The sequence below is a fragment of the Ensifer sp. NM-2 genome (assembly GCF_003024455.1).
In the GTDB taxonomy this organism is placed as follows: Bacteria; Pseudomonadota; Alphaproteobacteria; order Rhizobiales; family Rhizobiaceae; genus Ensifer; species Ensifer canadensis.
Genome location: NZ_PVZR01000004.1, coordinates 340012 through 364406, shown reverse-complemented (window position 1 = coordinate 364406; position 24395 = coordinate 340012). Strand labels below are relative to the sequence as shown.

Sequence of the window (24395 nt, the reverse complement as noted above, 5' to 3'; positions counted from 1 at the left end):
GCTTCACGACCGGGAAGCAGGTCAAATTTTTCGAGGATTTTGCCATGAACATCGCTCTCGCCGCTTCCAGTGCATTCACGACATCAAGTCATGCGATCGATCGCCCTAACCCCATCACGCCATCGGAACTGAAATCCGCCATGCGCAACCTGTCGGGTGGCGTCTCGGTCATCACCGCCGGTATCGGCGACGATCGCACAGGCGCGACGGTAACGTCGGCAACGGCGCTTTCGGTCGATCCACCGACGATGATCGTCAACATCAACCGGACGTCATCCACCTGGCCGGTGATCGAGCGTTACCAGCATTTCTGCGTCAACATTCTCGCAAGCCAGCAGCAGCACGTGGCCGAGCGCTTCGCGGGCTTTGGTGGTCTCAAAGGCGCGGCACGCTACGGCGGCGCAGACTGGCGGACCCTCGTCAGCGGCGCTTCCGCCCTGAATGGGGCACTTGCCGCGATCGATTGCGAAGTCGAGGAGATCATCGAGCGTCATAGCCACGCCATCATCCTGGGACGGGTCCTGGCGATTGCGGCAGGCTCAGGCGAACCCGTCCTCTACCACAGCGGCCGTTACGGCAGTTTCCTGCCGTAACTGGAGGGGACCACGTTCGAGCGGGCAAAGATGATGCCCAATCGACCGAAGTTTGGAATGGCTTCATACCCCGTCGCACAAACGGGGTATTTTTTATCTCTATAAATTCCATGGGTTTTGAGATTATCAATACAGGCTCCACGACGGGGCCATCGGCAAACGGTTGAGGAGCAGGCAATGACAATAGCAAGACGTACCCTTCTGGTATCAACCGCAGCGCTGGTGTTGGCGACGCAGGGACTGCTTGCGGCTCAGGCCGCGGACACCACACTGACCATCGGTTATCAGCCGATCGTCGAGCCGTCGCGCGTGCCGCAGGCCGATGGCACCTATGAGAAGGTGACCGGCGCGAAAATCAACTGGCAGAAGTTCGACGGCGGCGCCGATGTCATCGCGGCGCTTGCATCCGGCTCGATCGATATCGGCTATGTCGGCTCGTCGCCGCTGGCGGCTGCGGCAAGCCGGGAACTGCCGTTCGAAACCATCTTCGTCGTCGGCCTGATCAGCGACGCGGAAGCCCTGGCCGTCAAGGGCGTAAGCAAGCCCGAAGAACTCGCCGGCAAGAAGATCGCAACACCCTTCGTGTCGACGGCTCACTACAGCCTGCTGACGGCGCTGAAGCACTGGAACATCGATCCTAAATCGGTGGAGATCCTCAACCTGCGCCCGCCGGAAATTGCGGCGGCCTGGCAGCGTGGCGACATCGACGGCGCCTATGTCTGGGATCCGGTGCTGTCCGAGATCAAGAAGACATCGACCGTCTTGGCCACCTCTGCCGACGTTGCCCAGTGGGGTGGCCCGACCTTCGATGCCTGGATCGTCAGCAAGAAATTCGCCGAAGAACATCCGGATATCGTCACCGGGTTCGTCAAGGTGACCGGTGATGCCTATGCCGACTACCGGGCCAAGCCGGAGACATGGAATGCCACATCGGAGCAGGCCGAAAAGATCGCCCGCCTGACCGGCGCCAAGCCGGAGGACGTGCCCGCCCTGCTCAAGGGATATTACTTCCCATCGTTGGAGGAGCAGGCAACATCCGATCTTCTCGGCGGCGCAACGGCCAAGGCCATTGCAGAAACGTCGGCCTTCCTGCTCGAGCAGCAAAAGATCCCGGCAGTTCTGACCGATTATGGCCCTTACGTTTCGGCGCGCTGGGCGCAGGAAGCCGCCAAGCTCTCGTTCTGAGCAAGGCGGGATTGCCGCGGGAACGGTTGGCGACACGACTGAGGGCGTGAAACGCTAGCCCATCCTTCGGCCCACTTCATGGATCATGGGGACGACAAAATGTCCGTGCTTGCGCTCGAGAATATCTCTTTACGATACGCGCCTGGCGAAGGGCGATCGCAAGCGCCGCTGGTTCTGGATCGGATCAATCTGGAGATTGCCGGCGACGATTTCGTCGTGGTCATCGGCAGATCCGGTTCGGGCAAGACGAGCCTGCTCAATCTGGCGGCCGGCTTCTTGACGCCAAGCAGCGGCCGGATCGCGCTTGATGGCCGGTCGCTGTCCGGCCCCGGTTCCGGCCGCGCCGTCGTCTTTCAGGATGATGCGCTTTACCCATGGCTGAGCGCGATCGACAATGTTGCATTCCCTTTGCGCCTGCGGGGTGTCGGCAAGGACCAACGATTGAAGGAAGCCCAGTCGCTGCTGGAGCGCGTCGGTTTGCCGGATGCGGCAGAGCGCAAGGTCTGGGAGCTTTCCGGCGGCATGCGCCAGCGTGTCGGCATTGCCAGAGCCCTGGCTTCGCAGCCACGGTTCCTACTGATGGACGAGCCGCTCGGCGCATTGGATGCGCTGACGCGTGTGCGCATGCAAGGCTTTCTCCTGGACATGTGGCGGGCCAGCCGGGCCGGTGCACTGCTCATCACACACAGCATCGATGAAGCCTTGATGCTAGCGACGCGCATCGTCGTCTTGACCGCGAACCCGGGCCGGATCGCCAAGATCATTCCGGTCAGCTTCGGTCGGGACTATCTCTCCGGAATACCTCAAAACGAGCTGCGCGCCGCTGCCGAATTCAAGCGGTTGCACGATGATTTGACCGGTCTCATTCATTCCGAAGACGAAGGTGTGGCAGCATGACCCTTTCCCTGGAAGCGACGTCCACCCGCCCCGATCCAAGCGGCGAAATCGAGGTCAAGCCGCCACGCACGCTGCCCGTTCTTTGGATTTCAGCAGCAACCGTCGCTGCGCTGGTCGGCCTTTGGAGCCTCGTTTCCTCCTATGGCCTGGTGCCGCCGCTGTTCCTGCCATCGCCGCTCGCGGTCCTTCGGGCGCTGAGCGGCCTGACGCTGACGGGCTTTGTCGACGCGACACTCGCCCAGCATATCGCCGCCAGCCTTTCACGTATCTTCGGTGCGCTTGGTGCCGCGCTCATCCTCGGCGTGCCCGCGGGCCTTGCGATCGGCACCAGCCGTTGGGGCAAGGGCATTCTCGATCCGATCGTCGAGTTTCTGCGTCCGCTGCCGCCGCTCGCCTATCTGCCCCTCGTCATCATCTGGCTTGGTATCGGCGAGGCATCGAAGATCGCCGTGATTGCGCTCGCAATGCTGCCGCCGATCATTCTCTCGACGGCTGCGGGCGTGAAATCCGCATCGCCCGACCACATTAATGCCGCGCGCGCTTTCGGCGCATCGCGACGGCAATTGCTGCTGCATGTGATCCTGCCGGGCGCGCTGCCATCCATTCTCACCGGCACACGCATTGCGCTCGGCGCCGGTTGGTCGACCCTGGTTGCCGCCGAGCTCGTGGCGGCGACACGCGGCCTTGGCTTCATGATCCAATCGGCGGCCCAGTTCCTGGTCACCGACATCGTCATAGCCGGCATCGTGGTGATCGCTGCCGTCGCCTTCCTGTTTGAAGTCGTTGCACGACGGATCGAGCGGCGGCTGGTGCCGTGGTCGCACCACCGCTGACGGGCAACCACGGCTCTTCCTATGCAGACTTCTGCGTCACCCGGCGGCGCGTGGCAATCAATCGGGCGGCAGCATAGGTTTGCGTGACGATCTCGGGCACCAGATCGATATCGGGCAGGCTACCGAGACCCAGGGGGCCGATCGCATAGAGGTTGGCCGTTGGGTGGCTGTCTGAAAGCACCTCGCCTGCCGGGCTGACGGCGAGGCCGAGCCCGAGCTCGTCCGGCTGCGCCAGACCGCCGGCAAAGAGGTTCTGAATGACCGGGGCCTTGAGGTCAGGCGCAGAGCAGCGACAGTCGATGACCTGATCTGCCACCAGCAGATCTTCCTGCGGCGCTCCTGCCCAGCGGACCATGAGCCCGTCCGGCCGCCGCCGCCCGGCCCAGCCCTTGCGCACGACGGTGCGGCCGTCGGCCAGTTCCTGCTGCAGTCGCAGGTGCATTGGCGCCGGCAGGCGGTTGCGATGGCTGTCGTAGATCGAGCGCAGATGACGGTTGAACTGACGCTTCTCCTGTTCTGGCAGAGCTTGCCACAGAGAACGCGCGCGGCGCCGGAGCCCGTTCATGGCGGCCTGCCAGCTCAGACCGTTGGCCTCCGCCTCGGCGCAGGCTTGCCTGACGAAGCGGACGATGTCGCGTAGCCTCGTCGGCATCGGATCCACCGGGAAAGTCGGCGCTGCTGAAAGCCGCGTGTGCGATTGCGGCAGGAACCCATGCCGCGAAATGATGGTGATCTCGCCGGCATAGCCGTTGTCGCGCATTTGCAGCAGGCGATCGACGACACGCACCCCGCTGCCGAGCAGCACCGCATGGCGCGGCACCACCAGACGCCGCGCTCTCACCAGGGGACGTTCATCGTCCGCAACCTCCATTTCAAGCGCGCGGATACCGAATCCGGTGGCGAGTACCGCAACGTCGCATTCGATCGAGCCTTCTTCCTGCAGGACCAGGAAGCGCCCGGATGGCAGCTTTCGCAGGCCCAGCACCGCCTGGCAGGAGAGCTGCATGGAGATATCCGGCCGCCGCGTCAACGCTTCGGAAAAGCGCTGGTAGACGTAGTCGCTGAAGATGCTCTTCGGTACGAAGATCTGCTGGAAGCCTGGAATGGCGGCTGAGACGGCGGAGCGAAAATCCTGGTTGGCACAGAGCCAATCGTTGAAATCCTCCGGCTGTCCGGCGGCCACCGACAGATCGCGCACGCGGCTATTGAGGATTTCGCCGCTCTGGGCGGCGGCCATGACCTGCCCGCCACTGATGGTCGGTTGCGGGTCAAAGAGATGAACATGAAATGCTGTTCGCACCGACTTCATCAGCGCGATCGCCATCATGATCCCCGAGAAGCCGCGGCCAATGATGGCAATGCGCGGCTTTTCCCGAGGGCTGTCACTGTCGGGCGAAATCTTGGCAAACAATCCGTGGACAGTCATGTGAGCTCCCTTGTGGCCCGACTGCGGTCAGTCGGCAAAGTTTGAAACGCATGGCTGTTCCGATCCCGAACACGGATCGGACCTTGGGGTATCGCCCAGCACCGAGATCGGCCGCTGACGGGGCTCAAATCTGCAGTGTCGGGGATGGTGCCGCCAGCCGCATGGGCCGGCGAGGAGGTATCCGTTGTTCTGGCTGGCCTGGCACCTCGGCACATGGTCATCCCTATACGGCATACTCTATAAAGTTTATGCGCTATTAAAACGCGATTTCCAGCGGACATCAAGCCCTTTGTGTCGCCCCTGCGTTTCGAGCCGCACGTAGAAGGTGAAACCGCGCCGGTATCTATCGGCCAGCGACGACGCGACCCTCCCGGTTTTCAGCGATTTGTGCAGCGCTCGCCGGGGGCTGTTCGCGCCGTGCGATGCCATTCAGGACTGTCAGCAGGTCGTAGCCGCGCGACCACCGGCCAAAACCGCTCGCGACATTGATGTGCCCGGCATGACCGAGATCGACGAGCCGGCTGCCCCAGCGGGTCGAGATGTGCCGCAATCGGTCGAACGACATATAGGGGTCGTTGAGGCTGCCGACGATCAGGCTCGGAAACGGCAACGGATGCTCGGGCATGGCGCCGAACGCGATCGAGCCGGGATGCAGCCGCCCCGTCACGTCTAGATCGCAGGGCGCCACCAGAAGCGCGCTTCTGATCTGCCGTGCCAGCGGTCGACGCGCCAGACTGGCAACGAGGATGCAGCCCAGGCTGTGGGCAACAACGTCCACGACACCGTGACGGAGAATGGTGCGCTCCAGCGCGTCACGCCACCGCTCGAGCACCGGATGGTCCCAGTCATCTTGCTCGACGAGCGTCGCCCGCGGCTGGTCGTCCAGCCAGTGACGCTGCCAGTGCCCCGCGCCCGAGCCGAAAAGACCGGGGATGATCAAGGTTTTTGCCATGGTATCAGCCTCTTGCGACACGGGCCAAGTGGCGGTGCGCCGATCGTCTTCCTATCAAACAATTCATGGGGCGATTATGCGAAGGCAACTGGCATGAGGTAAGCAAGGAATACCCAATATCCATAAAATCTATAGCATAGCTTTCTGCGGCTTTGAATCAGTGCACTGAAATTGCCGTATCGGCTGTGGAACAATGCTTGAGGCAGAGTGTTTCCTTTGACGCGTTTCTCAGCGAAATCAGTTTCGTTTTGAGGCCCCCGGCAGTCAAAAATTGCGTTGTTGGTGCCTGCGAAATTGATAGTTTGACGCGAGGACTTCGGCGGCAAGCGCAATCGAAGTTTTGAGGAGTGGTGCTGTGTTCGGCCAACTCGACAAGCCGGGCGAAAGAACAGCAAGGTTGGCGGCGGACCAGATAGGTTTTGCCCGACCGGCGGTGCTAAGGCGTCGGGTTTGTTTGAGCTTGATCGGAATGGCGATCGCCTGGTTGGAAACGGCCGGGTCGATCATTGAGGACCGCTTGGGTTTTTTGCCTTGGGCATGAGAGGTGAGTTGGATTTGAGAGAGCATGGCCACAACAGGCGCTGGCGGTTTCGTCAGCCGAGCGTGCTTCCGGGGTTCGGTCTGGCGCTCGGCGTCACGCTATTCTGGCTGGTGCTGATCATCCTCATTCCGCTGTCGGGCCTGATCTGGCGCTCGAGCGGCCTTGGCTGGTCGCAGTTCATGACGCTGGCACTCGACACCCGCACGCTCAATGCACTCAGGATCAGTTTCGGCACGGCCTTTGTCGCCGCCATCGTCAATCTGATCTTCGGCGTCATCCTCGCCTGGGTGCTGGTGCGCTATCGTTTCCCCGGCAAGCGGGTGATCGACGCCATGGTCGACCTGCCTTTTGCGCTGCCGACGGCGGTCGCCGGCATTGCGCTGGCGACACTGTATGCCCCGAACGGCTGGATCGGCGCGCTGCTGGCCCCACTTGGCATCAAGATCGCCTTTACCCCCGTCGGCATCGTCATCGCGCTGATCTTCGTCGGCCTGCCCTTCGTCGTCCGGACCGTGCAGCCGATCATGGAGGAGATCGACAAGGAAGTGGAGGAGGCCGCCGCCACGCTCGGCGCCAGCCGCTTCCAGACGATCCGCCGGGTGCTGTTGCCGGGACTGCTGCCGGCTGGGCTGACCGGCTTTGCGCTCGCCTTTGCCCGCGGCGTCGGCGAATACGGCTCGGTGATCTTCATCGCCGGCAACCTGCCCTACGTCTCCGAGATCGCCCCGCTCTTGATCGTCATCCGGCTGGAAGAGTTTAATTATCCCGCCGCCACCGCCATTGCCGCGGTGATGCTGGTGATCTCCTTTGCCATGCTGCTCGTCATCAACTCGATCCAGGCCTGGAGCCGGCGGAGATATGTCTATGTCGCCTGATCTCGCTACAGCCGCCCATCACGTGCGCGCCGCCACCTCGGAAAGCCGCTTTGCTCGCTTAAGCCTGATCGCTGCAGCGCTTGCCTTCGTCGCCTTGTTCCTGCTGCTGCCGCTGGCCGCCGTCTTTACCGAGGCGCTGCGCAAGGGACCGGCCGAGTTCCTGTCGGCGCTTGGCGATGCCGAGACCTTTTCCGCCATCCGCCTGACGCTGATTGTCGCCGCCATCGCCGTGCCGCTCAACCTCGTCTTCGGCGTCGCCGCCGCCTGGGCGATCGCCAAGTTCGAGTTCATCGGCAAGGCCTTCCTGACGACGTTGATCGACCTGCCGTTCTCGGTCTCGCCGGTGATCTCCGGTCTGGTCTTCGTGCTTCTGTTCGGCTCGCACAGCCTCATCGGCCCGTGGCTGCAGAGCCATGGCATCCAGATCCTGTTTGCCGTGCCGGGGCTGGTGCTGGCCACCGTCTTCGTCACCTTCCCCTTCGTTGCCCGCGAGCTGATCCCGCTGATGCAGGAACAGGGCACCAGCGACGAGGAGGCGGCGCTGTCCTTGGGCGCATCCGGCTGGCAGACCTTCTGGCATGTGACGCTGCCCAACATCAAATGGGGGCTGCTTTACGGCGTGCTCCTGTGCAACGCCCGCGCCATGGGCGAGTTCGGCGCGGTGTCGGTGGTCTCGGGCCATATTCGTGGCCAGACCAACACCATGCCGTTGCAGGTGGAAATCCTCTATAATGAATATAACTTCGTCGCCGCCTTTGCGGTTGCGACGTTGCTGGCGCTGCTGGCGCTGGTCACCCTCGTCTTGAAAACGGCGCTCGAGCTTCGCTACAGCGCCGAGATCGCCGCCAGCCGCAGGCATTGAAAGGTCCGGATCGTCATGGAAGTCCGCGTTCAGAACATACGCAAGGAATTCGGCCGCTTTCCGGCGCTCGACGATGTCTCGCTCAACATCCGCTCGGGCGAGCTGATCGCGCTCTTGGGCCCCTCCGGCTCGGGCAAGACGACGCTGTTGCGGCTGGTCGCCGGTCTCGAAAGCCCGACCGACGGCACGATCTTCTTCGGCGACGAGGATGCCTCGCAAAAGACCGTGCAAGAGCGCAACATCGGCTTCGTGTTCCAGCACTATGCCCTGTTCCGTCACATGACGGTGCTCGACAATGTCGCCTTCGGGCTGAAGGTGCGTCCGGCCAACCGCCGGCCACCGGCGGCCGACATCCGCAAGCGCGCGCTTGATCTCATCGATCTCGTCCAGCTCTCCGGGCTTGAGAAGCGTTATCCGGCGCAGCTGTCGGGCGGCCAGCGCCAGCGCGTGGCGCTCGCCCGCGCCATGGCGGTCGAGCCGAACGTGCTTCTGCTCGACGAGCCCTTCGGCGCACTCGATGCCCAGGTCAGGAAGGAACTCAGGCGCTGGCTGCGCGAGATCCACGACCGCACCGGCCACACCACCATCTTCGTCACCCATGACCAGGAAGAGGCGCTGGAGCTTGCCGACCGGGTGGTGGTGATGAGCAAGGGCACGATCGAACAGGTCGGCACCCCCGACGAGATCTACGACCATCCGGTGTCGCCGTTCGTCTACGGCTTCATCGGCCAGTCGAACGCGCTTGCCGTCACCCTTGCCAACGGCGAGATCTGGTTCGAGGACCGGCCGATCGGCCTCAGAGCCCCGACCGAGCCCGACGGCCCGGCCACCCTCTACTTCCGCCCGCACGACATCGAGCTGATCGATGGCTGCGGCGGCTGTCTCGCCGGCCTGGTCACCGCCAGCCGCCGCGTCGCCGGTACCCGCCATCTCGAACTCGACCTCGGCCGCAACCATCCGCATGCCGAAATCGAACTGCCGCCCGAACGCACCACAACACAGGACCGCGCAAGGGTCGCATTCCGCCCGACAAAGTGGAAGTTGTTCAGGGAGGGGCAGCCCGTCGCGAAGTCGAAACGGGACGAAGCCGCCACCGAAAAACCGCGACTGGTCGCGCAAGCCTGACCTTGCAAGAGCGCCAGCCCTAGCCGGCGCTCTTTGGATCAATGATTACCGCCCGCGTCGTGTTCTAGGAAGGGACGGGCAGCGACAACGGCGCCAAGTCGCGCATTGGCCGCTTCTTGGGATCATTCTCAGGCGCCTTGCGGCACGCGTAATTCTGCGCGTCCTGTAGCAGCGCCACGGCTCCGTCGTAGTCGATTTTGGTCGCGCGCCCATGGCGCACGACGCATTGTCCATCGACATAGACTTCCTCGATAGCGCGCTCTGCCGCGCAATGCAGCAGATTGCGCAAGGGGTCGTAAACCGGCTGCATCGCGTGGTGTTTCAGGTCAACGATGAGAAAGTCGGCTTTTGCGCCGACGGCAATCCGGCCGATATCGTCACGGCCAAGCGCGCGGGCGCCCGCAAGCGTTGCCGTATCGAGAATATCCGCGGTCGATACGTCGAACACGGATTTGCCCGAAAGCCTCGCACAGATCATCGCCTGGCGCATTTCTTCAAGCATGTTGAAGGGATAGCTGTCAGTCCCGAGGGCGACGTTGACGCCGGCGCGGCGATAGCGCCCGACCGATTCCAGCGCCATGCCGCTGCGCGAGAACGTCACCGGGCAATGGGCGACCGTCGTGCGCCGCTCTGCCAGCAGGCCGAGATCGATATCGGTGCGCTGGCGCGTCCAGGAATGGCTGTCGAGGAAGATGCAATGGCCAAGGATCAGGTTGTCGCCGAGGATCCCCAGGCTTTCCAGATACTGCACCGCGGTCAGGCCAGTCCGGCGCAGCATTTCCTCATGTTCCGCCATGGTCTGGGCGGAGTGGATGGTGATCGGCATGCCGCGCTTGCGCGCCTCTGCGGCCGCGTCTTGCAGCAATTCGGCCGAGCAGGTCTCGATCTGCGATGGCGCCACCACCCCGCCAAGGCGTCCGGAGGGATGGGCTGCGGCAGTGTCGAGGACATCAAGCGCCCGGGCGAAAGCCTCGCGGCCTCGAGCCTTGTCCCAGATGAAATCAAGGCGATGGCTGTCTTCGACATGCCATTGCGCTTCGCGGAAGCCTGGAGCGACGAAGGCGCGAGCACCGCTTCGCGCCAAGGTCGGCAGCCAGCTTTCATGCGGCCCGGCAATGTCCAGCAGCGTGGTGACGCCGCTACGCATGAGGTCGCCGAGCATCACGGTCAACGACGCCTCGATCGCGCCATCGTCGATTTCCAGCAGGTTGGAATACTCGTAGAGGGCGTTGCCCCAAAGTGCTGCCGTACCCGCGTCTTCGAAGATGCCCTTGGAGATCGGTTCCTCGCCGGAGTGGCAATGCACATTGACGAAACCCGGCATCACCATCCGGTCGGCACCGGAGGTTTCGCTGGCAAAGGCGCCGTCATAATGTCCTCCGACATGGACGAAACCGGTATCGTCATAGGCGACGTCGACGTCGTTGAGATAGACATGGCTTTTCGTCTCGGTGTCGAAGCCGACAACCGTATGCGCCCTGCGGATGACGTGAATATTGCTAGTCATGCGTGGTCCTGAAATATTGCTCGAGGAAACGGCTATAAGCGCCCATTAATGCGCTGAAAAAGAAGTAAACGACCGCAGCAAAGACGTAGCCTTCGAGCACGGCGATGCCCTGCCATTGCGGATCGCGCATGGCGGTGCGCACGGTATCGAGAAAATCGAGCAGGCCGACAATCGTCACCAGGGTCGTATCCTGGAAAAAGCCGATGAACAGACCGACGAGCGGCGGGATAACCTTCTTCAGGGCTTGCGGCAGCACGATCTTGCGCATGATCTGCCAGTAATGCAGCCCGAGCGAATGGCCCGCCTCGATCTGCCCCTTGGGAACGGCCTGCAATCCGCCGCGAACGATTTCGGCGATGTAGGCGGCGGCAAAGAGAATGATCGCCACCTGGGCCCGCAGTAGTTTGTCGATGGTGACACCATCGGGCATGAACAGCGGCAGCATGACGGTCGCCATGAACAGGATGCTGATCAGCGGTACGCCGCGGACGATTTCGATGAAGCCGACGCCGAGAATGCGGATCGCCGGCAGGCTCGAAGCACGCGCAAGCGCAAGTGCAATGCCGAGCGGCAAGGCGCAGGCGAGCCCGACGAAGGAAAGCATGAACGACAGCGGCAGGCCGCCCCACTGGGTGGTCGGCACGACGGTCAACCCGAACAGGCCACCGGCCATCAGCGCGTAAAGCGTCGGCAGGATCACCACGATCCATGTGACCGCAAGCGCCCGGCCCCAAGTGCGCGGCACCATCGACACGCCGCAAGCGCCGAGAAACAGCAGCATCGCCGTGAGCGGTCGCCACTGCTCGTCGAAGGGATAGAAGCCGAAGAAGACATAGCGCAGCTTGGTCGACAGGAACGGCCAGCAGGCGCCGCTTGAAACCTTGCACTCCGCCGGCGTGCCGGAAAAGATCGCGTCGACGAACAGCCAACCGATCGCGAGCTTGGCAAGGCCGAAGATCGTGCCGAGGCAAAGGATGGTGATCAGTGCGTTGCCCGGCGTTCCGAAATAGGCGGAAAGCCAGGTACGGTTGCGCACCATCGGGCGGGCGGCGGGCGCCATCAGGATCGGGTCGGCAACGAAGCCTTCGAACTGGGCCATGGCTCAGCGCTCCCTCAGCGCAACGCGCGCGTTGTACCAGTTCATCACCAGCGAGATCAGGATGGACAGGCCGAGATAGACGGCCATGAAGATGGCAATGGCTTCGATGGCCTGGCCGGTCTGGTTCATGATGGTGTTGGAAACCATCACCAGATCCGGATAGCCGATGGCAATCGCGAGCGAGCTGTTCTTGAAGACCGTGAGATAGGTGTTGGTCAACGGCGGCACGATAATACGCAGCGCCTGCGGCAGGATGACGAGTTTCAGCGTGCGCGAGCGCGGCAGGCCGAGGGCCGTCGCGGCCTCCCATTGTCCCTTGCTGACGGCTTGAATGCCGGCGCGCACGATCTCGGCGACATTTGCCGAAGCGCTCAACGTCAGGCCGATCAGCAGTGCCACGAATTCCGGGCGCACGTGATAGCCGCCGGTCAGGCGGAACCGGCCGAGTTCGGGGACATCCATCGAGACCGAGATGTCGGCGAACAGCAGTGTTGCCGCCAGCGGCAGCAGGAAGGCAAGCGCCGCTATGGTGGCAACGGGCATCTCCTTGCCCGTGGCAATCCGACGACGCGCAAGGACGCGCTCGATCGCAACAGCGGCAGCGGCGCCGACGAACAGGGCGATGAGGAGCGATTCAAAGCCGCTCGCCCATCGCATGGCCGGCATGACCAGACCGCTATTTGACAGGAACACGCCCGGCAGCATCTCGATCGCCTGCTTTACCGGCGGGAAAACGGAGATGATCAGCGAATACCAGAGCAGCAGATAGAGGAGCAGCGGCACATTGCGCAGCGCTTCGACATAGGCAAGCATCAGGCGCGACAGGACCGGATTGTGCGACAGCCTGCCGATGCCGACGAGCACACCGAGGATCGTACCGAAGAAGACGGCGAGTGCCGAAACCTTCACGGTATTGGCGATGCCGACAAGGATGGCACGGCCGAATGTGTCGGTCGGCTCGTAGGCGATCGCAGTCTCGGTGATGACGAAACCTGCCTGACGCGCCAGGAAGCCGAAGCCGGTGGCAATATCCTGCTTGGCAAGGTTGGCGCTCGCGGTGCTGAACATCGCCCAGGCGACGAAGACAACAGCGCCGATCGCGATCGTTTGATAGAGGAAGGCGCGGATGCGCGCGTCATAAAACAGGGACATGGCGACACGTCTGCCGGGCAAAGGGGAACGTCGAAGACGAAAAAGGCCCGCGCCAGGGCGCGGGCCGACGAATATCAACGGAACGGCGGTGCGTAGAGCAGACCGCCCTCGCTCCAACGGGTGTTCGGCCCACGGGTCAGGCCAAGCGCGGTCTTGGTGCCGAGGTTGCGCTCGAACACTTCGCCGTAATTGCCGACGCCCTTGACGATGTTGTAGCCCCACTTGTTGTCGAGGTTGAGCATCTTGCCGAGCTCTTCGTTGACACCGAGCATGCGCTGGATTTCCGGATCCTCGCTCTTCGTCATTTCGTCGACATTGGCCTGGGTGATGCCGCGCTCTTCGGCCGCCATCAGCATCCAGACGGACCAGGAAACGATATCGCGCCAGTTGGAATCGTTCTGCCGGACCGACGGAGCGAGCGGCTCCTTGGAGATGGTCTCGGGAAGGACGACATAGTCGTCCGGATTGTTGGCAACCGCACGGATCGACGCCAGGTCAGACCGGTCGGACGAGATCGCCTCGCAACGGCCCGAGAAGAAGGCGTTGCGGTTTTCATCCGGGCTTTCGAAAACAACCAGTTCGAACTTGCCGCCGATCGTGCGGAAGAAATCGCTGAGGTTCTGGGCCGTCGTCGTGCCGGGCAGTGTGCAGATCGCTGCGTCCGTCAGCTCCTTGGCGCTGTTGACACCGAGCGACTTCGGCACCATCAACCCCTGGCCGTCATAGAATACCGTCGGGCCGAAATCGAGACCGAGCGAGACTTCGCGCGAGAAGGTATGGGTGGTCTGGCGCGACAGCATGTCGATTTCGCCTGACTGCAGAGCCTGGAACCGGGTGTTGATGTTCGTCAGAACGAAATCGACTTTTTCCGGGTCGCCGAAAACAGCCGACGCAACGGCACGGCACACGTCCACATCGAAACCCTGCATGTGGCCCTTGGCGTCAGCCGTCGCAAACCCGGGCGTGCTCATCGAGACACCGCAGATCAGCTTGCCGCGCGCCTTGACTGTCTCAAGCGTGGTGGCGGCGCTGGCGGTGAACGCCGTGAGGCCGACCACGATGCCTGCTGCGGTGGCGCAAAGTTGCAGAATTCTTTTCTTCATTTTCCCCTCCCGTTGACTTCGACAATCTCCGCCTCTGCGGGTCATGCGATCCACGTCGCATGCCTCCTCCCGCCTAGGCACACAGCGGATCAACCCGCCGTGTCACCAATTGCATACGATAGCCGGATACGAATGGCAACATTATTGTATACAATATTGACGCGTATAGTTTGGAGACACTATCGAGGTTATGGGGCATGTATTGCAGACCCGCCCGGCTTGCTTGGGGGGACAGCGTTGTCTGAGAGATCAAGTCGCAGCGAGTCCGTCTATCGGTTGTTGCGCAGGCCGTCCTGGAGCACGCGCTGAAGCCCTGCACCAAGCAATCCGAAGACACGATCGCCGATCATTTCAAGGTCAGTCGCACCAGCGTTCGCGGTGCATTCGTGCGCCTGAATGCCGAAGGTTTCGTCGATCTCAGTGCCGACAGGAGTGCGTGTGTCTCCGACCGCGGCCGCTCTCCATCCGCCTTGCCGGCGAATATCACATCCTGCTTGCCGAACTGACGGGACCCCGGCGCAGACACGGTTCGTGCGTGAGGTGGTCTCACGCTGCTTGTTGATCTTAGCCCGCTTCGCGCGTCTGCGACGGATGGACTTAAGGATTAAGGCAGAGCCGAATACGACGTTGTGTTCATCATCTGCGGCATGAACTGTCGTCGGGTGAGAATCTCAGACGTCTCTTCTCCCACACTATCCTGCAACGTTGCCGGTATGCCGGGCGCGTCTTGCGAGGGAGGGAGTAAGCGATGCCAACAGAACTGGAATACATGAGCCGACAGGTTGCAGCGGGCCGCCTGTCACGACGGGAATTTTTGGGGAGGGCAGCGGCGCTCGGGGTGACGATCGCGTCTGCGCAGACATTGCTTGGCAGTGCCGCCCGTGCGGCGGGGCCAGTCAAGGGCGGGACGCTGCGGGCGGGCCTGGTCGGCGGCGAATCGACCAACAGCCTCGACCCTGCGACATGGGCGAGCCAGGTGCCATACACGCTCGGTCGCTGCTGGGGCGAGCAACTGCTGGAAGTCGCACCGACCGGCGAGATCGAGTACCGCCTGGCCGAGTCCTACGAGGCCTCCAGCGACGCAAAAACCTGGAGCTTCAAGATCCGCAAGGACGTCACCTTCCACAATGGCAAGCCTTTGACGCCGGCTGACGTGGTGGCAACGCTCGAGCGCCACGGCGATGCAGACTCGAAATCGGCGGCCCTGCCCTTTGTGCAGGAGTTCGAGACGATCAAGGCTGACGGCGACAATGTCGTGATCACCTTGCGGCAGCCCAATGCGGACATGCCCTATATCGTCAGCGACTACCACCTGATGATCCAGCCGAACGGCGGCAAGGACGATCCGACCGCCGGCATTGGCACCGGTCCTTACAAGGTTGTCGTGAACGAGGCGGGCGTAAAACACGTCGCTGAGCGCCACGAAGGCTATTGGGGATCGGCCGAACGCGGTCATGCCGACCAGATCGAAATCGTCGTCATCAACGATTCGACCGCGCGCACCGCGGCGCTGCAAAGCGGCCAGATGCATATGATCAACCGCATCGAGCCGAAGCTTGTCGAACTGATCAAGCGCCTTCCCGGCGTGGTCATCCGAAATGTGCCGGGCAAGGGGCATTACGTGTTCATTGCCCATTGCAACACCGCGCCGTTCGACAACAACGACCTGCGGCTGGCGTTGAAATATGCCGTCGACCGCGAGGAGATGGTGGCAAAGGTTCTCGGCGGTTATGGCACCGTCGGCAACGATACGCCGATGATCAATGGCTATCCGCTCTTCGACAACGACATCGAGCAGCGTGTCTTCGACCCTGACAAGGCGAAGTTCCACTACAAGAAATCCGGCCACGACGGCTCCGTGCTGCTGCGCACGTCCGACGTCGCCTTCCCCGGCGCCGTCGATGCCGCCCAGCTTTTCCAGATGAGCGCTGCCAAATGCGGCATCACCATCGACCTGAAGCGCGAACCGGGCGACGGCTACTGGTCGGATGTCTGGAACAAGCAGCCTTTCAGCATGTCCTATTGGACCGGCCGACCGACGCAGGATCAGGTCTATTCGATTGCCTATCTGTCGAAGGCCGAATGGAACGACACGCGTTTCCAGCGCGATGACTTCGACAAGTTGATCTTCGCCGCCCGCGGCGAACTCGACGAGGCCAAGCGCAAGGCGATCTATCGCCAGGCCGCAATGATGCTGCGCGACGAAGGCGGCGTCATCGTGCCGATGTTCAACAACTATATCGACGCCACCAACGACAAGGTCGGCGGGTGGGTCGACGATCCGAACGGCGAACTGATGGGCGGCCATGCCTTGACGAAGTGCTGGGTCACGGCCTGAACCAAGAGACGGCCGGAGGCCCTGATCAGGCTCTCCGGCTTTCATCAACGTCGCGAGCAGGCACCGCCATGGCGGCCCGCGTCTTTCAAGGGCAGCGCTCAGCGCATTTCCAGGAAAAGTGCGATGCCGCTTTCCGTCAGGAAATGCGTAAAAACAAACAGATAGAGCGTTTGTCCGGTTCCGTCTAAATCGGAAACGCTCTAGCGACGGTGGCGCAGCGACAGCAGGCCGTCATCGGCAATGCCTGCCTCGATATCATTGTAGCGGGCGAGCGTCAGGTGCGGCGTGTCTGCCGCGGCAGAGTGCGCGCCGGTGATCACGATGACTTCGGCGCCGGCGGCCTTGCCCGCGAGAATTCCGGCCGGAGCGTCTTCGAAAACGATGCAGTCTTCCGGCCGCACGCCAAGTTTTTCGGCGGCCAAAAGATAGCCCTCGGGATGGGGCTTGCCGACCGACACGTCTTCGCCGGTGATCATCAGCTTCGGCGTGGGAATACCTGCGGCCGCGAGGCGACGAACGGCAAGGTCGAGCGGCGCCGATGTGACGATCGCCCACTTCTCCGGCGGCAGTGAATTGAGGAAGGCGACAGCGCCCTCGATCTCGATGATGCCTTCGACGTCGGCGATTTCGGCGAGCGCGAGTTCGTGCGCCTCATGCTCCGGATCAACGCCCGGCAGTTCGAGCGTGCGGATCGTATCCACGGCGCGAACGCCATGTACCGTTTTCATCATTTCGACGGGGTCGAGCCCGTTGCGGACAGCCCAGGCGCCCCAGACGCGTTCGACAACGGCCATGGAGTTGAGCAGCGTGCCATCCATATCGAACAGGAGAGCGGCGAAGTTCTTGGCAAAGAGAGATGAAGGCGCGGTATCCAACGGTGATCCCCTGAAGCTGCGATGATGAGCGAGAAAGCCCGCCCAGTCCCGGCACACGTACAGCCTGGAGATCAGGGGCACAACGCAATTCGGTGTCCCCGTGATCATCTTCGGCAACGGCAAGTTACGAATGGTCAGCGCCACGCCCGGTGCTCAGAAAACCGATCGGGCCACCCGGAACGTCATCGTCAAAAATCGCGCAGGACAGACTGCCGCCAAACACGGCAGCCGAATCCACATTGGTCCGGTTGCCGACGGTGCGTGGATTGGAGCGGCTCGGCGTGTGGCCATGGCAAAGGTGTTTTCCCCAATAATCGCCGGAGTGATTGTCGGGCCGCCTGATCCACAGGAAGATTTCCTCGCCCTGGCGCTCCAGCGGCATGGTTTCATCGACGCCCGCATGGACGAAGATGCGAAACGGTTCGACGATAATGGAGGGAAGCTGCATCAGCCACTTCAAATGCGCTGCGGGAATAGTGTGATCGTAGGATGCCAGTGTCTCTTTGCCGCCGTTAAGCAGCCACCAGTCGACATCGCTCTCGCCGCTGCGGGCGCCGAGCAGCATTTCCTCGTGATTGCCCTTGAGCGTCAGCCAGGACCAGCCCTGCTTCTGCGGCCCTGCCATGATCAATTCAATCACGCCTCGGCTATCCGGGCCGCGGTCGATCAGGTCACCAAGAAAGATCACCCTGCCCTCGGGCGCATAAGTTTCGATCTGCCTCAGGAGCGCTTGAAGCTCGGTCAGACAGCCGTGGATATCGCCGACGGCAAAGGTCAGATGCTGCGCGCTCATGCGCCAGTCCTCCGGTACTCGACGAAAGGGTTGACGCCGCAACGGATGTTCGGCGCTTGGATGCGAGCGCCGATAGACTGCATGGATGGCAGAAACACGGCAAGGCCAGCGATGATCAAGCCGAAAAACCAGCCAAGGCGCCGGTCAAGGATGGTGCGCCATCTTGGGCTCGATTTGAACCACTGAGAACCCACTGATTAACGGCGGGAGTTTCCCTTGGCAATCGCCGAGCTGGCAATGGAGACCGGATCGCTTGCCGGGAAGGTATCTTCGAGACCTTCGTCGAGTTGTTCTTCCATGGTTTTACGGTCATGTGCAGTCCGCGCATTGGGGATCGGGCGCAGCGCGGCGGCACTTGCGCGCGGATCTGGCGTATCCTGCAATTTTTCATCGGCTCCGAGCGCGGCGGACAGAATGTCCTTTGCCCTCGTCACCGCATTCAACCTGTTCAGCGATCCTTCCGCATCCTGCGGACATGTCACCGTGACGACCTCGCCCTCGGCGCCAACGAACTCGACCGTGAAGCCGGCCTTGCCGGCGCGTTCAGCGGAAACCTGTATTCCGACGACCTGCATCAGTCTCTCCCTCTGCAAAAGCATGGATCGCCGGCGCCGATTGGCGCTGGCGTCTTTGCCACCCTTCGTTTGCATTGCCGCACTGTGGCGCAAACGAGTGGCCATTCAGGGAAGTGCGCAGATGGTTGCTTTGTTCCACCGGTCGATCAGATTTGTACCGGATCCGCGGTCGGACCGATCGTTTAGAGCGCCTTCGCACCCGGCATGATCGTTGCCGGGACAATCGGCGCCGGCAGGTCTTTTGCCGTATCGGCGGCCTGGAAGGCGGAACCGTTCGATTTGCCGGGCGGATCCTGCCGGGTGCAGTTGGCGAAGGCATCAAGCTCGCGATTGTAGACCTTCGTCTCGACATCCATCATGCCAAGCACGGTGTGAAACAGGTTATCGTGCGATTTCGGCTGATCCGTCTCCTTGGCAAGGCAGCTTGTGTCGACGCCCATTGCCGCCTGATACGGTTTCGAGAACCATGTGACGAAGGGAACCTGAGTCTGCTCGCGCGGCGCGATCGCATAGGGCGCGCCGTGCAGATAGATACCGTTCTCGCCAAGGGATTCGCCGTGGTCGGACATGTAGATCATCGCGCCAGAGATGTCGTTCTGATGCTTCTCCAAGAGGCGGGCAACGCTTGCCAGCACATGGTCCGTGTAGAGGATGCTATTGTCGTAGGCGTTGGTGATTTCTTCGACTGAGCATTTCATCAGCTCAGCTGTGCGGCAATCCGGTTTGAACTTCCGGAACTTTTCCGGATAACGCAGATAGTAGGACGGGCCGTGGCTGCCGAGCTGGTGCAGCACGATAACGCTGTTCGACTTGGTCGCCGTCAGCTTCTTGTCCAGTTCGCCGAGGAAAATCTCGTCAAGGCATTCGCCATTGTTGCACAGCGGGCTGTTCTTCTGGTTCGTCATGCTGGCGAAGCTGATGAGGTCGGCAATGCCCTTGCTGCCGGTATTATTGTCCCACCAGGACACAGAAACGCCAGCGCGGGTCAGAACGTTCACGAGGTTTTCGGTCGAGCGGGCCTTCCACTCCGTATACTCGTTGCGCGGATAGACCGAGAACATGCAGGGAAGCGAGATCGCCGTTGCCGTGCCGCAGCTCGTCGTGTCGGTATAGTTGATCACGCCGAGAGATTTGAGCTCCGGATTGGTATCCCTGTCATAACCGTTGAGCGAGAAGTTCATCGCCCTGGCGGTTTCACCGGCAACGACGACCACGACAACCGGCTTGCCCGCCGCGGCGACACGCGCACCCTGCCGGGCGTCAGTGCCTAGCGGCTGAACGGCAATATTGCGCTCCTTATAGGTCGAGGATGCGTATTTTAACGCAGCGGAAACCGGCCCGGTGGGATTGAAGCGCTTCATCAGATCCTTGTGCTCGCGAATGACATAGGCAACGCTTGCAAAATCCGAATAGATCAGCCCGCCGCTGACGAGCAGGCAGGGAATGACAATGGCAAGAGTGGTTGCTGTCTTGGGCAGGACCCGCTGGTGGCGTACCTTGACCCAGACCACGAACAGTGAAGGAACGACAGCATAGAGAAACAGATGCAGCACCAAGCTGCCGGTCAACAGATGGCTCGCCTCGGCCTGCGTCGTCACGGCAGCGTTGCCGATCATGTCCTTGTCGATGATTACACCGAAGTAATCGATGAAATAGGCAGCCGCCGCGGAAGCGACTATGAGAAAGATCAACACCGGCTTCATGATGTACTTGGCCGACGCCAGCATCATACCCGCGAAGGTCGTAAGCGCCAGTGCGGTCCCAAAGGACAGAAGCGACAGCCGTGAATGATCGAAATAGACCGCGGCATGCGTCCAGAAGGAATTATTGGTGATAGCGAGCAAATAAACGCTGACGATCGCACTGAGCGCAATGCTGCCGAGCTCTGGCCGGCGGATTTTCGTGACCATCAAAACAGTCTTCTCCTGCTGCGACTGCCGGGCCGATTTTGCTTTACGGCCGATGCTGTCGCGGGCATCCAGTAGAGGCGAAGGCCACGTCATGCGGGCTCGCCGGTTCGACTGCAGCCTGCCTCTGCTCTGTCGAGATACGCCCCATAAGCTGTCGAAACCCCGTCAAGATTGCTCATTGCCTCTGCGACACCCGCTTTGGTTGGCGTGCGCGGGGGAGTTGGCAGCCCTTGAGAAAGCCCATATGGTCGAACGAAGAATGGTCATGCCGAGACGACTCGATGCGCCTGCTCCTGGTTGAAGACAGTCCGCGACTGGTAGAACTGGTCGGAGAGACCATGCGCGATGCGGGCTGGCGGCTCGACGCCGTTTCGAGCGTTTCGGACGCTGAAGCGGCAATCGCGGCTCAGGAACACGACCTGATTCTGCTTGACCTCGGCCTGCCGGATGGCGATGGCCTGACACTGCTGCGCCGCGTTCGCCAGGAGTATCCGGGGCTGCCCGTCTTGATCATCACGGCGCGAGGATCGGTCGATGAGCGCATTGCCGGACTGGATGCCGGCGCCGACGACTATCTGGTCAAGCCCTTTCATCACCGGGAGCTCTTGTCGCGTTGCCGCGCGATGTTGCGGCGCAATCCGCAAGCGGTGCAGCCGGTTCTCGAGGCAGGCGCCCTACGCTACGACCCTGCGACCGCGGACCTGACATGTGATGGCATTGTAGTACCGCTGCCGCCGCGCGAACGCTCGCTGATCGAAATCCTGATGCGCGAGGTCGGCCGGGTCGTTCCGAAGCGCAGGCTGGAAACCGCACTTTCGGAATATGGCCAGGAGATTAGCCCCAATGCGCTGGAGTTGGCCGTTTCCAGGGTGCGCAAACGGCTGCAGGTCTACGAGACCGGCATCCAGATCGAGACCGTACGCGGGATCGGCTATCTGCTCAGGCGGGCCTTATGAAGCACTCGTCGCTGATCGGCATCGTTGCCCGCCGCATCGTGGCGTTCTCGCTGCTCGCCATGGCAATCCAGATCGGCGTCGTCTTTGCAGATTACTGGTTCGACGACGACAAGCTCAGCGTTCTCATGCTGCAACAGGAGACGGAGGCTCTTTCGCGTGCCATCCACGTCCGCGACGGCGTTGTAAGTTTCGAACCGGATCGCGAACTGAGGGAACGCTATATCGACCGCCATGATCGCGATGGCTCGATCTTCCTCAGGGTCCGAACGGAGACGGGTACGCCGCTCTATTCAAACTGCACGACGGAATGCGCCGAGCATTTTCTTCCAATGAGCATCGACGCGCCGAATTTTTGGAAACGCGAAATTCAACCAGGCAAACCGTTCAGCGTCGCCGGCGGACAAACCTTCGAGCGTGCCGGGGCGACTGTCCTGGTCGAACTGGCGATCCTGAGGGACCCGAACGGCTTCATGTACGGCGCACTGCTGCACGAAATGTTCGATTCCATGATCGTGCCGATGACGTTGATGTTCTGCCTCGTCATCGGCGCGACGATCTGGTCGATCCGCAGCGCATTGAAACCGGTGGCCATGGCGGCTGCGGCGGCAGATCGGTTGGATCCCCGCGATAGCGGTGCTCGGCTGCCACTCACCCGCATGCCCGAGGAGATCGCTCGCCTGATCAGTGCCGTCAACCGCATGCTGGCGCGGGTCGCCGACCTGGTCCAATCCCAGAAACTGTTCTCCTCCTCCATAGCGCACGAGATCCGCACCCCCGTTTCGATCGCAAAAATGGAACTCAGCCACATCAACGACCCTCGCGCCCGCAATGCCGAACGTGACCTCGATGCCCTCACGCATATTCTCGAGCAGCTGACCTCGCTCGCCCGGGCCGATGCCGTCGACCCTTCGGCCTATCAATCGGCCAGCCTCTCGCAGATCGGTGCGAGCCTCGCAGAGGCGATCGCGCCCTTTGTCTTTGACCACGACAAATCGCTGGAATTCGTCGACGAAGGAACGCCTGCGGTCACGGTTATCCCGGCGCTCGTCGAAAACATGCTGCGCAACCTGATCGAGAATGCGGTCAAGCATAATCCAACGGGCACCCGCATTGTGCTGACCTGCGGCCCTGGCGCGATCGTCAGCGTCGAGGACAACGGCAAGGGGCTCGTCGATCTTCCGGAACATCACGAAGATCTCGGCTATATCAAGCGTACGGGACAGCTCGGCCTCGGCCTGAAAATCGTCCAGCGCATCAGTGAGCTGCATGACGCCCCGATCGCCTTCGAGACCGCATCGGATCAAGGCACGAAGATTACCATCGACTTCTCTGCCGCCCGATCGGATGGGTCGCAGACCTGACGACCGATACGCGGGAGGCCGAGGCCCGCGATGCTTCCGACGCAGGCGCCGTGCATATATTTTAATCCATCGCGTTTTTTTGGATGTGGATTTCCTGCCCAATTCTCCGTCATGTGCTATTGGGCTGGGCAATTAGTCATTCTGCCGCCCGCGAGTTGCCATGTCGAAGGCCAGTGCCTATCTCAAGCGTTTCATCCCATCGCTCGTCCCCGTCAGCCATATGGAGCGGCTGCGCGCGTCGCTTGGCGCGCTTGTCGGCATTCTCCTGACCGGCCTCGTCAGCACTCTGGCACTTGGTGCCGATGCCAATCTGCCCCTGCTGATCGCGCCGATGGGCGCTTCCGCGGTCCTGCTGTTCGCCGCGCCGTCCAGTCCGTTGGCGCAGCCCTGGTCCATCCTCGGCGGCAACATCGTGTCGTCGCTGATCGGCGTCACCTGCGCACTTCTCATTCCGGAACCGGTGGTCGCGGCGGCCGTTGCCGTTGGACTTGCGATCGCCATCATGCTGTTGCTCGGCTGCCTTCATCCGCCGAGCGGCGCGGTCGCCCTCACCGCCGTGCTTGGCGGCACATCGATACATGAGGCCGGCTACTGGTTCGTGCTGTCGCCGGTCGCGATCAATTCCGCGCTCATCCTCGTCGTCGCGCTGTTGTTCAACAACGCCACCGGCCGCCGTTATCCGCACCTAGCGCCCGCCGGCAATACGCACCGCACCGATGACCCGCCGCCGATGCAGCGTCTCGGCATCGTGCCGGAAGATTTGCAGGCGGTGCTGGCGCAATATGGCGAAGTTGTCGATATCAGCCCGGACGAACTCGATGCGCTCATTCATCAGGCGCAGATCCGCGCGTTCAATCGGCGCTCGGGCGAAATCACCTGCGGCGAAGTCATGTCACGCGACGTGGCGACGGCGACGCCGGAAACCTCACTGCGCAAAGCCTGGCAGACATTGCTCGAGCACGACATCAAGGCCCTGCCGGTGGTCACGGAAAAAGAAGGCCTCGTCGGCATCGTCACCCAGACCGACTTCATCAAGCATACGATGCTGGCACAGCACGGCGGCCTCGGGCAGCGCCTCGGCAACGTCATCGGATTCGGCCCGAAGCCACCACGGCTGGTTTCCGAGATCATGACGCGTCGCGTCCAATCGGCACTGCCGGAAACGATGATCGCCAAGCTCGTCCCGCCGATGGCTGACATGGGCCTGCACCACATGCCTGTTGTCGACGCCGACAACCGATTGGTCGGCATCATCACGCAATCCGATCTGATCGCCGCCCTTTTCCAGCGAAGGCTGGAAAATGACGAGCGCGACGTCGCGTAGTCTCGCACTTTAGCGTTGGGCCTTTCGAGGGCGACACTGCCAAGCCATCTTCTAGAAAAATGGCGCGCGATCCGTCGGCTTGCTTTTATGCAAATTCATTCGATTGACTTAAT

General features: G+C 61.9%; 22 protein-coding genes. 11 read left to right on the top strand and 11 right to left on the bottom strand.

All coding sequences use genetic code 11. The features are described from left to right. The first annotated feature begins 44 nt into the window (after window positions 1-44). The 4 genes from C6558_RS11140 to C6558_RS11125 all read left to right on the top strand — a co-directional run bounded on the left by C6558_RS11140 (window position 45) and on the right by C6558_RS11125 (window position 3508). Window positions 45-593 carry a flavin reductase family protein gene (locus tag C6558_RS11140; RefSeq protein WP_057208060.1) on the top strand — a complete coding sequence of 183 codons (549 nt, stop codon included), beginning with the start codon at window positions 45-47 and terminating at the stop codon, window positions 591-593. Between the two features lie 177 nt (window positions 594-770). Then, entirely contained in the window at window positions 771-1778 is a 1008-nt protein-coding gene (gene tauA, locus C6558_RS11135) for a taurine ABC transporter substrate-binding protein (RefSeq protein WP_057208062.1), read from the top strand. Window positions 1779-1877: 99 nt separating this feature from the next. After that, window positions 1878-2675 carry a taurine ABC transporter ATP-binding protein gene (locus tag C6558_RS11130; RefSeq protein ID WP_057208107.1) on the top strand — a complete coding sequence of 266 codons (798 nt, stop codon included), beginning with the start codon at window positions 1878-1880 and terminating at the stop codon, window positions 2673-2675. Then, window positions 2672-3508: an ABC transporter permease subunit gene (locus C6558_RS11125; protein ID WP_057208064.1), complete on the top strand. Its 837-nt coding sequence runs from the start codon at window positions 2672-2674 to the stop codon at window positions 3506-3508. Before C6558_RS11130 ends, C6558_RS11125 begins: the two co-directional genes overlap by 4 nt. 19 nt (window positions 3509-3527) lie before the next feature. On the opposite strand, the gene C6558_RS11120 is transcribed toward C6558_RS11125, so the two are convergent. The 3 genes from C6558_RS11120 to C6558_RS11110 all read right to left on the bottom strand — a co-directional run bounded on the left by C6558_RS11120 (window position 3528) and on the right by C6558_RS11110 (window position 6393). Then, a complete protein-coding gene (locus C6558_RS11120) occupies window positions 3528-4934 on the bottom strand; it encodes an FAD/NAD(P)-binding protein (protein WP_057225221.1) in 1407 nt (468 codons plus the stop codon). 343 nt (window positions 4935-5277) lie between these two features. Beyond that, window positions 5278-5886, bottom strand: coding sequence for an alpha/beta hydrolase (locus tag C6558_RS11115; protein WP_057208068.1), 609 nt, complete (start codon window positions 5884-5886; stop codon window positions 5278-5280). A gap of 264 nt (window positions 5887-6150) precedes the next feature. Beyond that, the gene (locus tag C6558_RS11110) at window positions 6151-6393 is read right to left on the bottom strand and encodes a hypothetical protein (protein WP_057208070.1); all 243 of its coding nucleotides are present in this window, start codon (window positions 6391-6393) and stop codon (window positions 6151-6153) included. 42 nt (window positions 6394-6435) lie between these two features. On the opposite strand from C6558_RS11110, the gene cysT reads away from it, so the two are divergent. The 3 genes from cysT to C6558_RS11095 are packed head-to-tail and all read left to right on the top strand — an operon-like array spanning window position 6436 to window position 9289. Further along, on the top strand, window positions 6436-7302 hold the full coding sequence (gene cysT / locus C6558_RS11105) for a sulfate ABC transporter permease subunit CysT (RefSeq protein ID WP_225968517.1): 867 nt from the start codon (window positions 6436-6438) through the stop codon (window positions 7300-7302). After that, a complete protein-coding gene (cysW, locus tag C6558_RS11100; protein ID WP_025428467.1) occupies window positions 7292-8164 on the top strand; it encodes a sulfate ABC transporter permease subunit CysW in 873 nt (290 codons plus the stop codon). Before cysT ends, cysW begins: the two co-directional genes overlap by 11 nt. Window positions 8165-8179: 15 nt before the next feature. Continuing rightward, window positions 8180-9289 (top strand): sulfate/molybdate ABC transporter ATP-binding protein, encoded by a 1110-nt coding sequence (locus tag C6558_RS11095; protein ID WP_107027246.1) that lies wholly within the window; start codon window positions 8180-8182, stop codon window positions 9287-9289. A gap of 64 nt (window positions 9290-9353) precedes the next feature. Here the strand turns inward: C6558_RS11095 and C6558_RS11090 are convergent, their stop codons facing one another. The 4 genes from C6558_RS11090 to C6558_RS11075 form a co-directional block, all read right to left on the bottom strand. Further along, window positions 9354-10796, bottom strand: coding sequence for an amidohydrolase family protein (locus C6558_RS11090; protein WP_057211208.1), 1443 nt, complete (start codon window positions 10794-10796; stop codon window positions 9354-9356). Next, entirely contained in the window at window positions 10789-11895 is a 1107-nt protein-coding gene (locus C6558_RS11085) for an amino acid ABC transporter permease (protein WP_198956823.1), read from the bottom strand. The genes C6558_RS11090 and C6558_RS11085 overlap by 8 nt, the downstream gene beginning before the upstream one ends. 3 nt (window positions 11896-11898) lie before the next feature. After that, window positions 11899-13047, bottom strand: coding sequence for an amino acid ABC transporter permease (locus tag C6558_RS11080; protein WP_057211210.1), 1149 nt, complete (start codon window positions 13045-13047; stop codon window positions 11899-11901). A 74-nt stretch (window positions 13048-13121) separates the two neighbouring features. Continuing rightward, window positions 13122-14150, bottom strand: coding sequence for an amino acid ABC transporter substrate-binding protein (locus tag C6558_RS11075; RefSeq protein ID WP_057211213.1), 1029 nt, complete (start codon window positions 14148-14150; stop codon window positions 13122-13124). Window positions 14151-14898: 748 nt separating this feature from the next. On the opposite strand from C6558_RS11075, the gene C6558_RS11065 reads away from it, so the two are divergent. After that, on the top strand, window positions 14899-16488 hold the full coding sequence (locus tag C6558_RS11065; protein WP_057211215.1) for an ABC transporter substrate-binding protein: 1590 nt from the start codon (window positions 14899-14901) through the stop codon (window positions 16486-16488). Window positions 16489-16688: 200 nt separating this feature from the next. Here C6558_RS11065 and C6558_RS11060 read toward each other — a convergent pair whose 3' ends face one another. The 4 genes from C6558_RS11060 to C6558_RS11045 form a co-directional block, all read right to left on the bottom strand. Further along, window positions 16689-17363, bottom strand: coding sequence for an HAD family hydrolase (locus C6558_RS11060; protein WP_057211217.1), 675 nt, complete (start codon window positions 17361-17363; stop codon window positions 16689-16691). A 124-nt stretch (window positions 17364-17487) separates the two neighbouring features. Next, complete coding sequence (locus C6558_RS11055) at window positions 17488-18156, bottom strand: metallophosphoesterase family protein (protein ID WP_025428707.1); 669 nt, start codon at window positions 18154-18156, stop codon at window positions 17488-17490. Window positions 18157-18353: 197 nt separating this feature from the next. Next, the gene (locus tag C6558_RS11050; protein WP_107027245.1) at window positions 18354-18731 is read right to left on the bottom strand and encodes a hypothetical protein; all 378 of its coding nucleotides are present in this window, start codon (window positions 18729-18731) and stop codon (window positions 18354-18356) included. Between the two features lie 182 nt (window positions 18732-18913). Next, window positions 18914-20641, bottom strand: a complete 1728-nt coding sequence (locus C6558_RS11045; RefSeq protein ID WP_371412253.1) for a phosphoethanolamine transferase — start codon at window positions 20639-20641, stop codon at window positions 18914-18916. 281 nt (window positions 20642-20922) lie between these two features. On the opposite strand from C6558_RS11045, the gene C6558_RS11040 reads away from it, so the two are divergent. From C6558_RS11040 to C6558_RS11030, 3 genes are all read left to right on the top strand, one after another. Continuing rightward, window positions 20923-21597, top strand: coding sequence for a response regulator transcription factor (locus tag C6558_RS11040; RefSeq protein ID WP_025428704.1), 675 nt, complete (start codon window positions 20923-20925; stop codon window positions 21595-21597). Continuing rightward, window positions 21594-22958, top strand: coding sequence for a HAMP domain-containing sensor histidine kinase (locus C6558_RS11035; protein WP_107027244.1), 1365 nt, complete (start codon window positions 21594-21596; stop codon window positions 22956-22958). Before C6558_RS11040 ends, C6558_RS11035 begins: the two co-directional genes overlap by 4 nt. 160 nt (window positions 22959-23118) lie before the next feature. Continuing rightward, window positions 23119-24282, top strand: coding sequence for an HPP family protein (locus C6558_RS11030; RefSeq protein WP_107027243.1), 1164 nt, complete (start codon window positions 23119-23121; stop codon window positions 24280-24282). The last annotated feature ends 113 nt before the right edge of the window (window positions 24283-24395 follow it).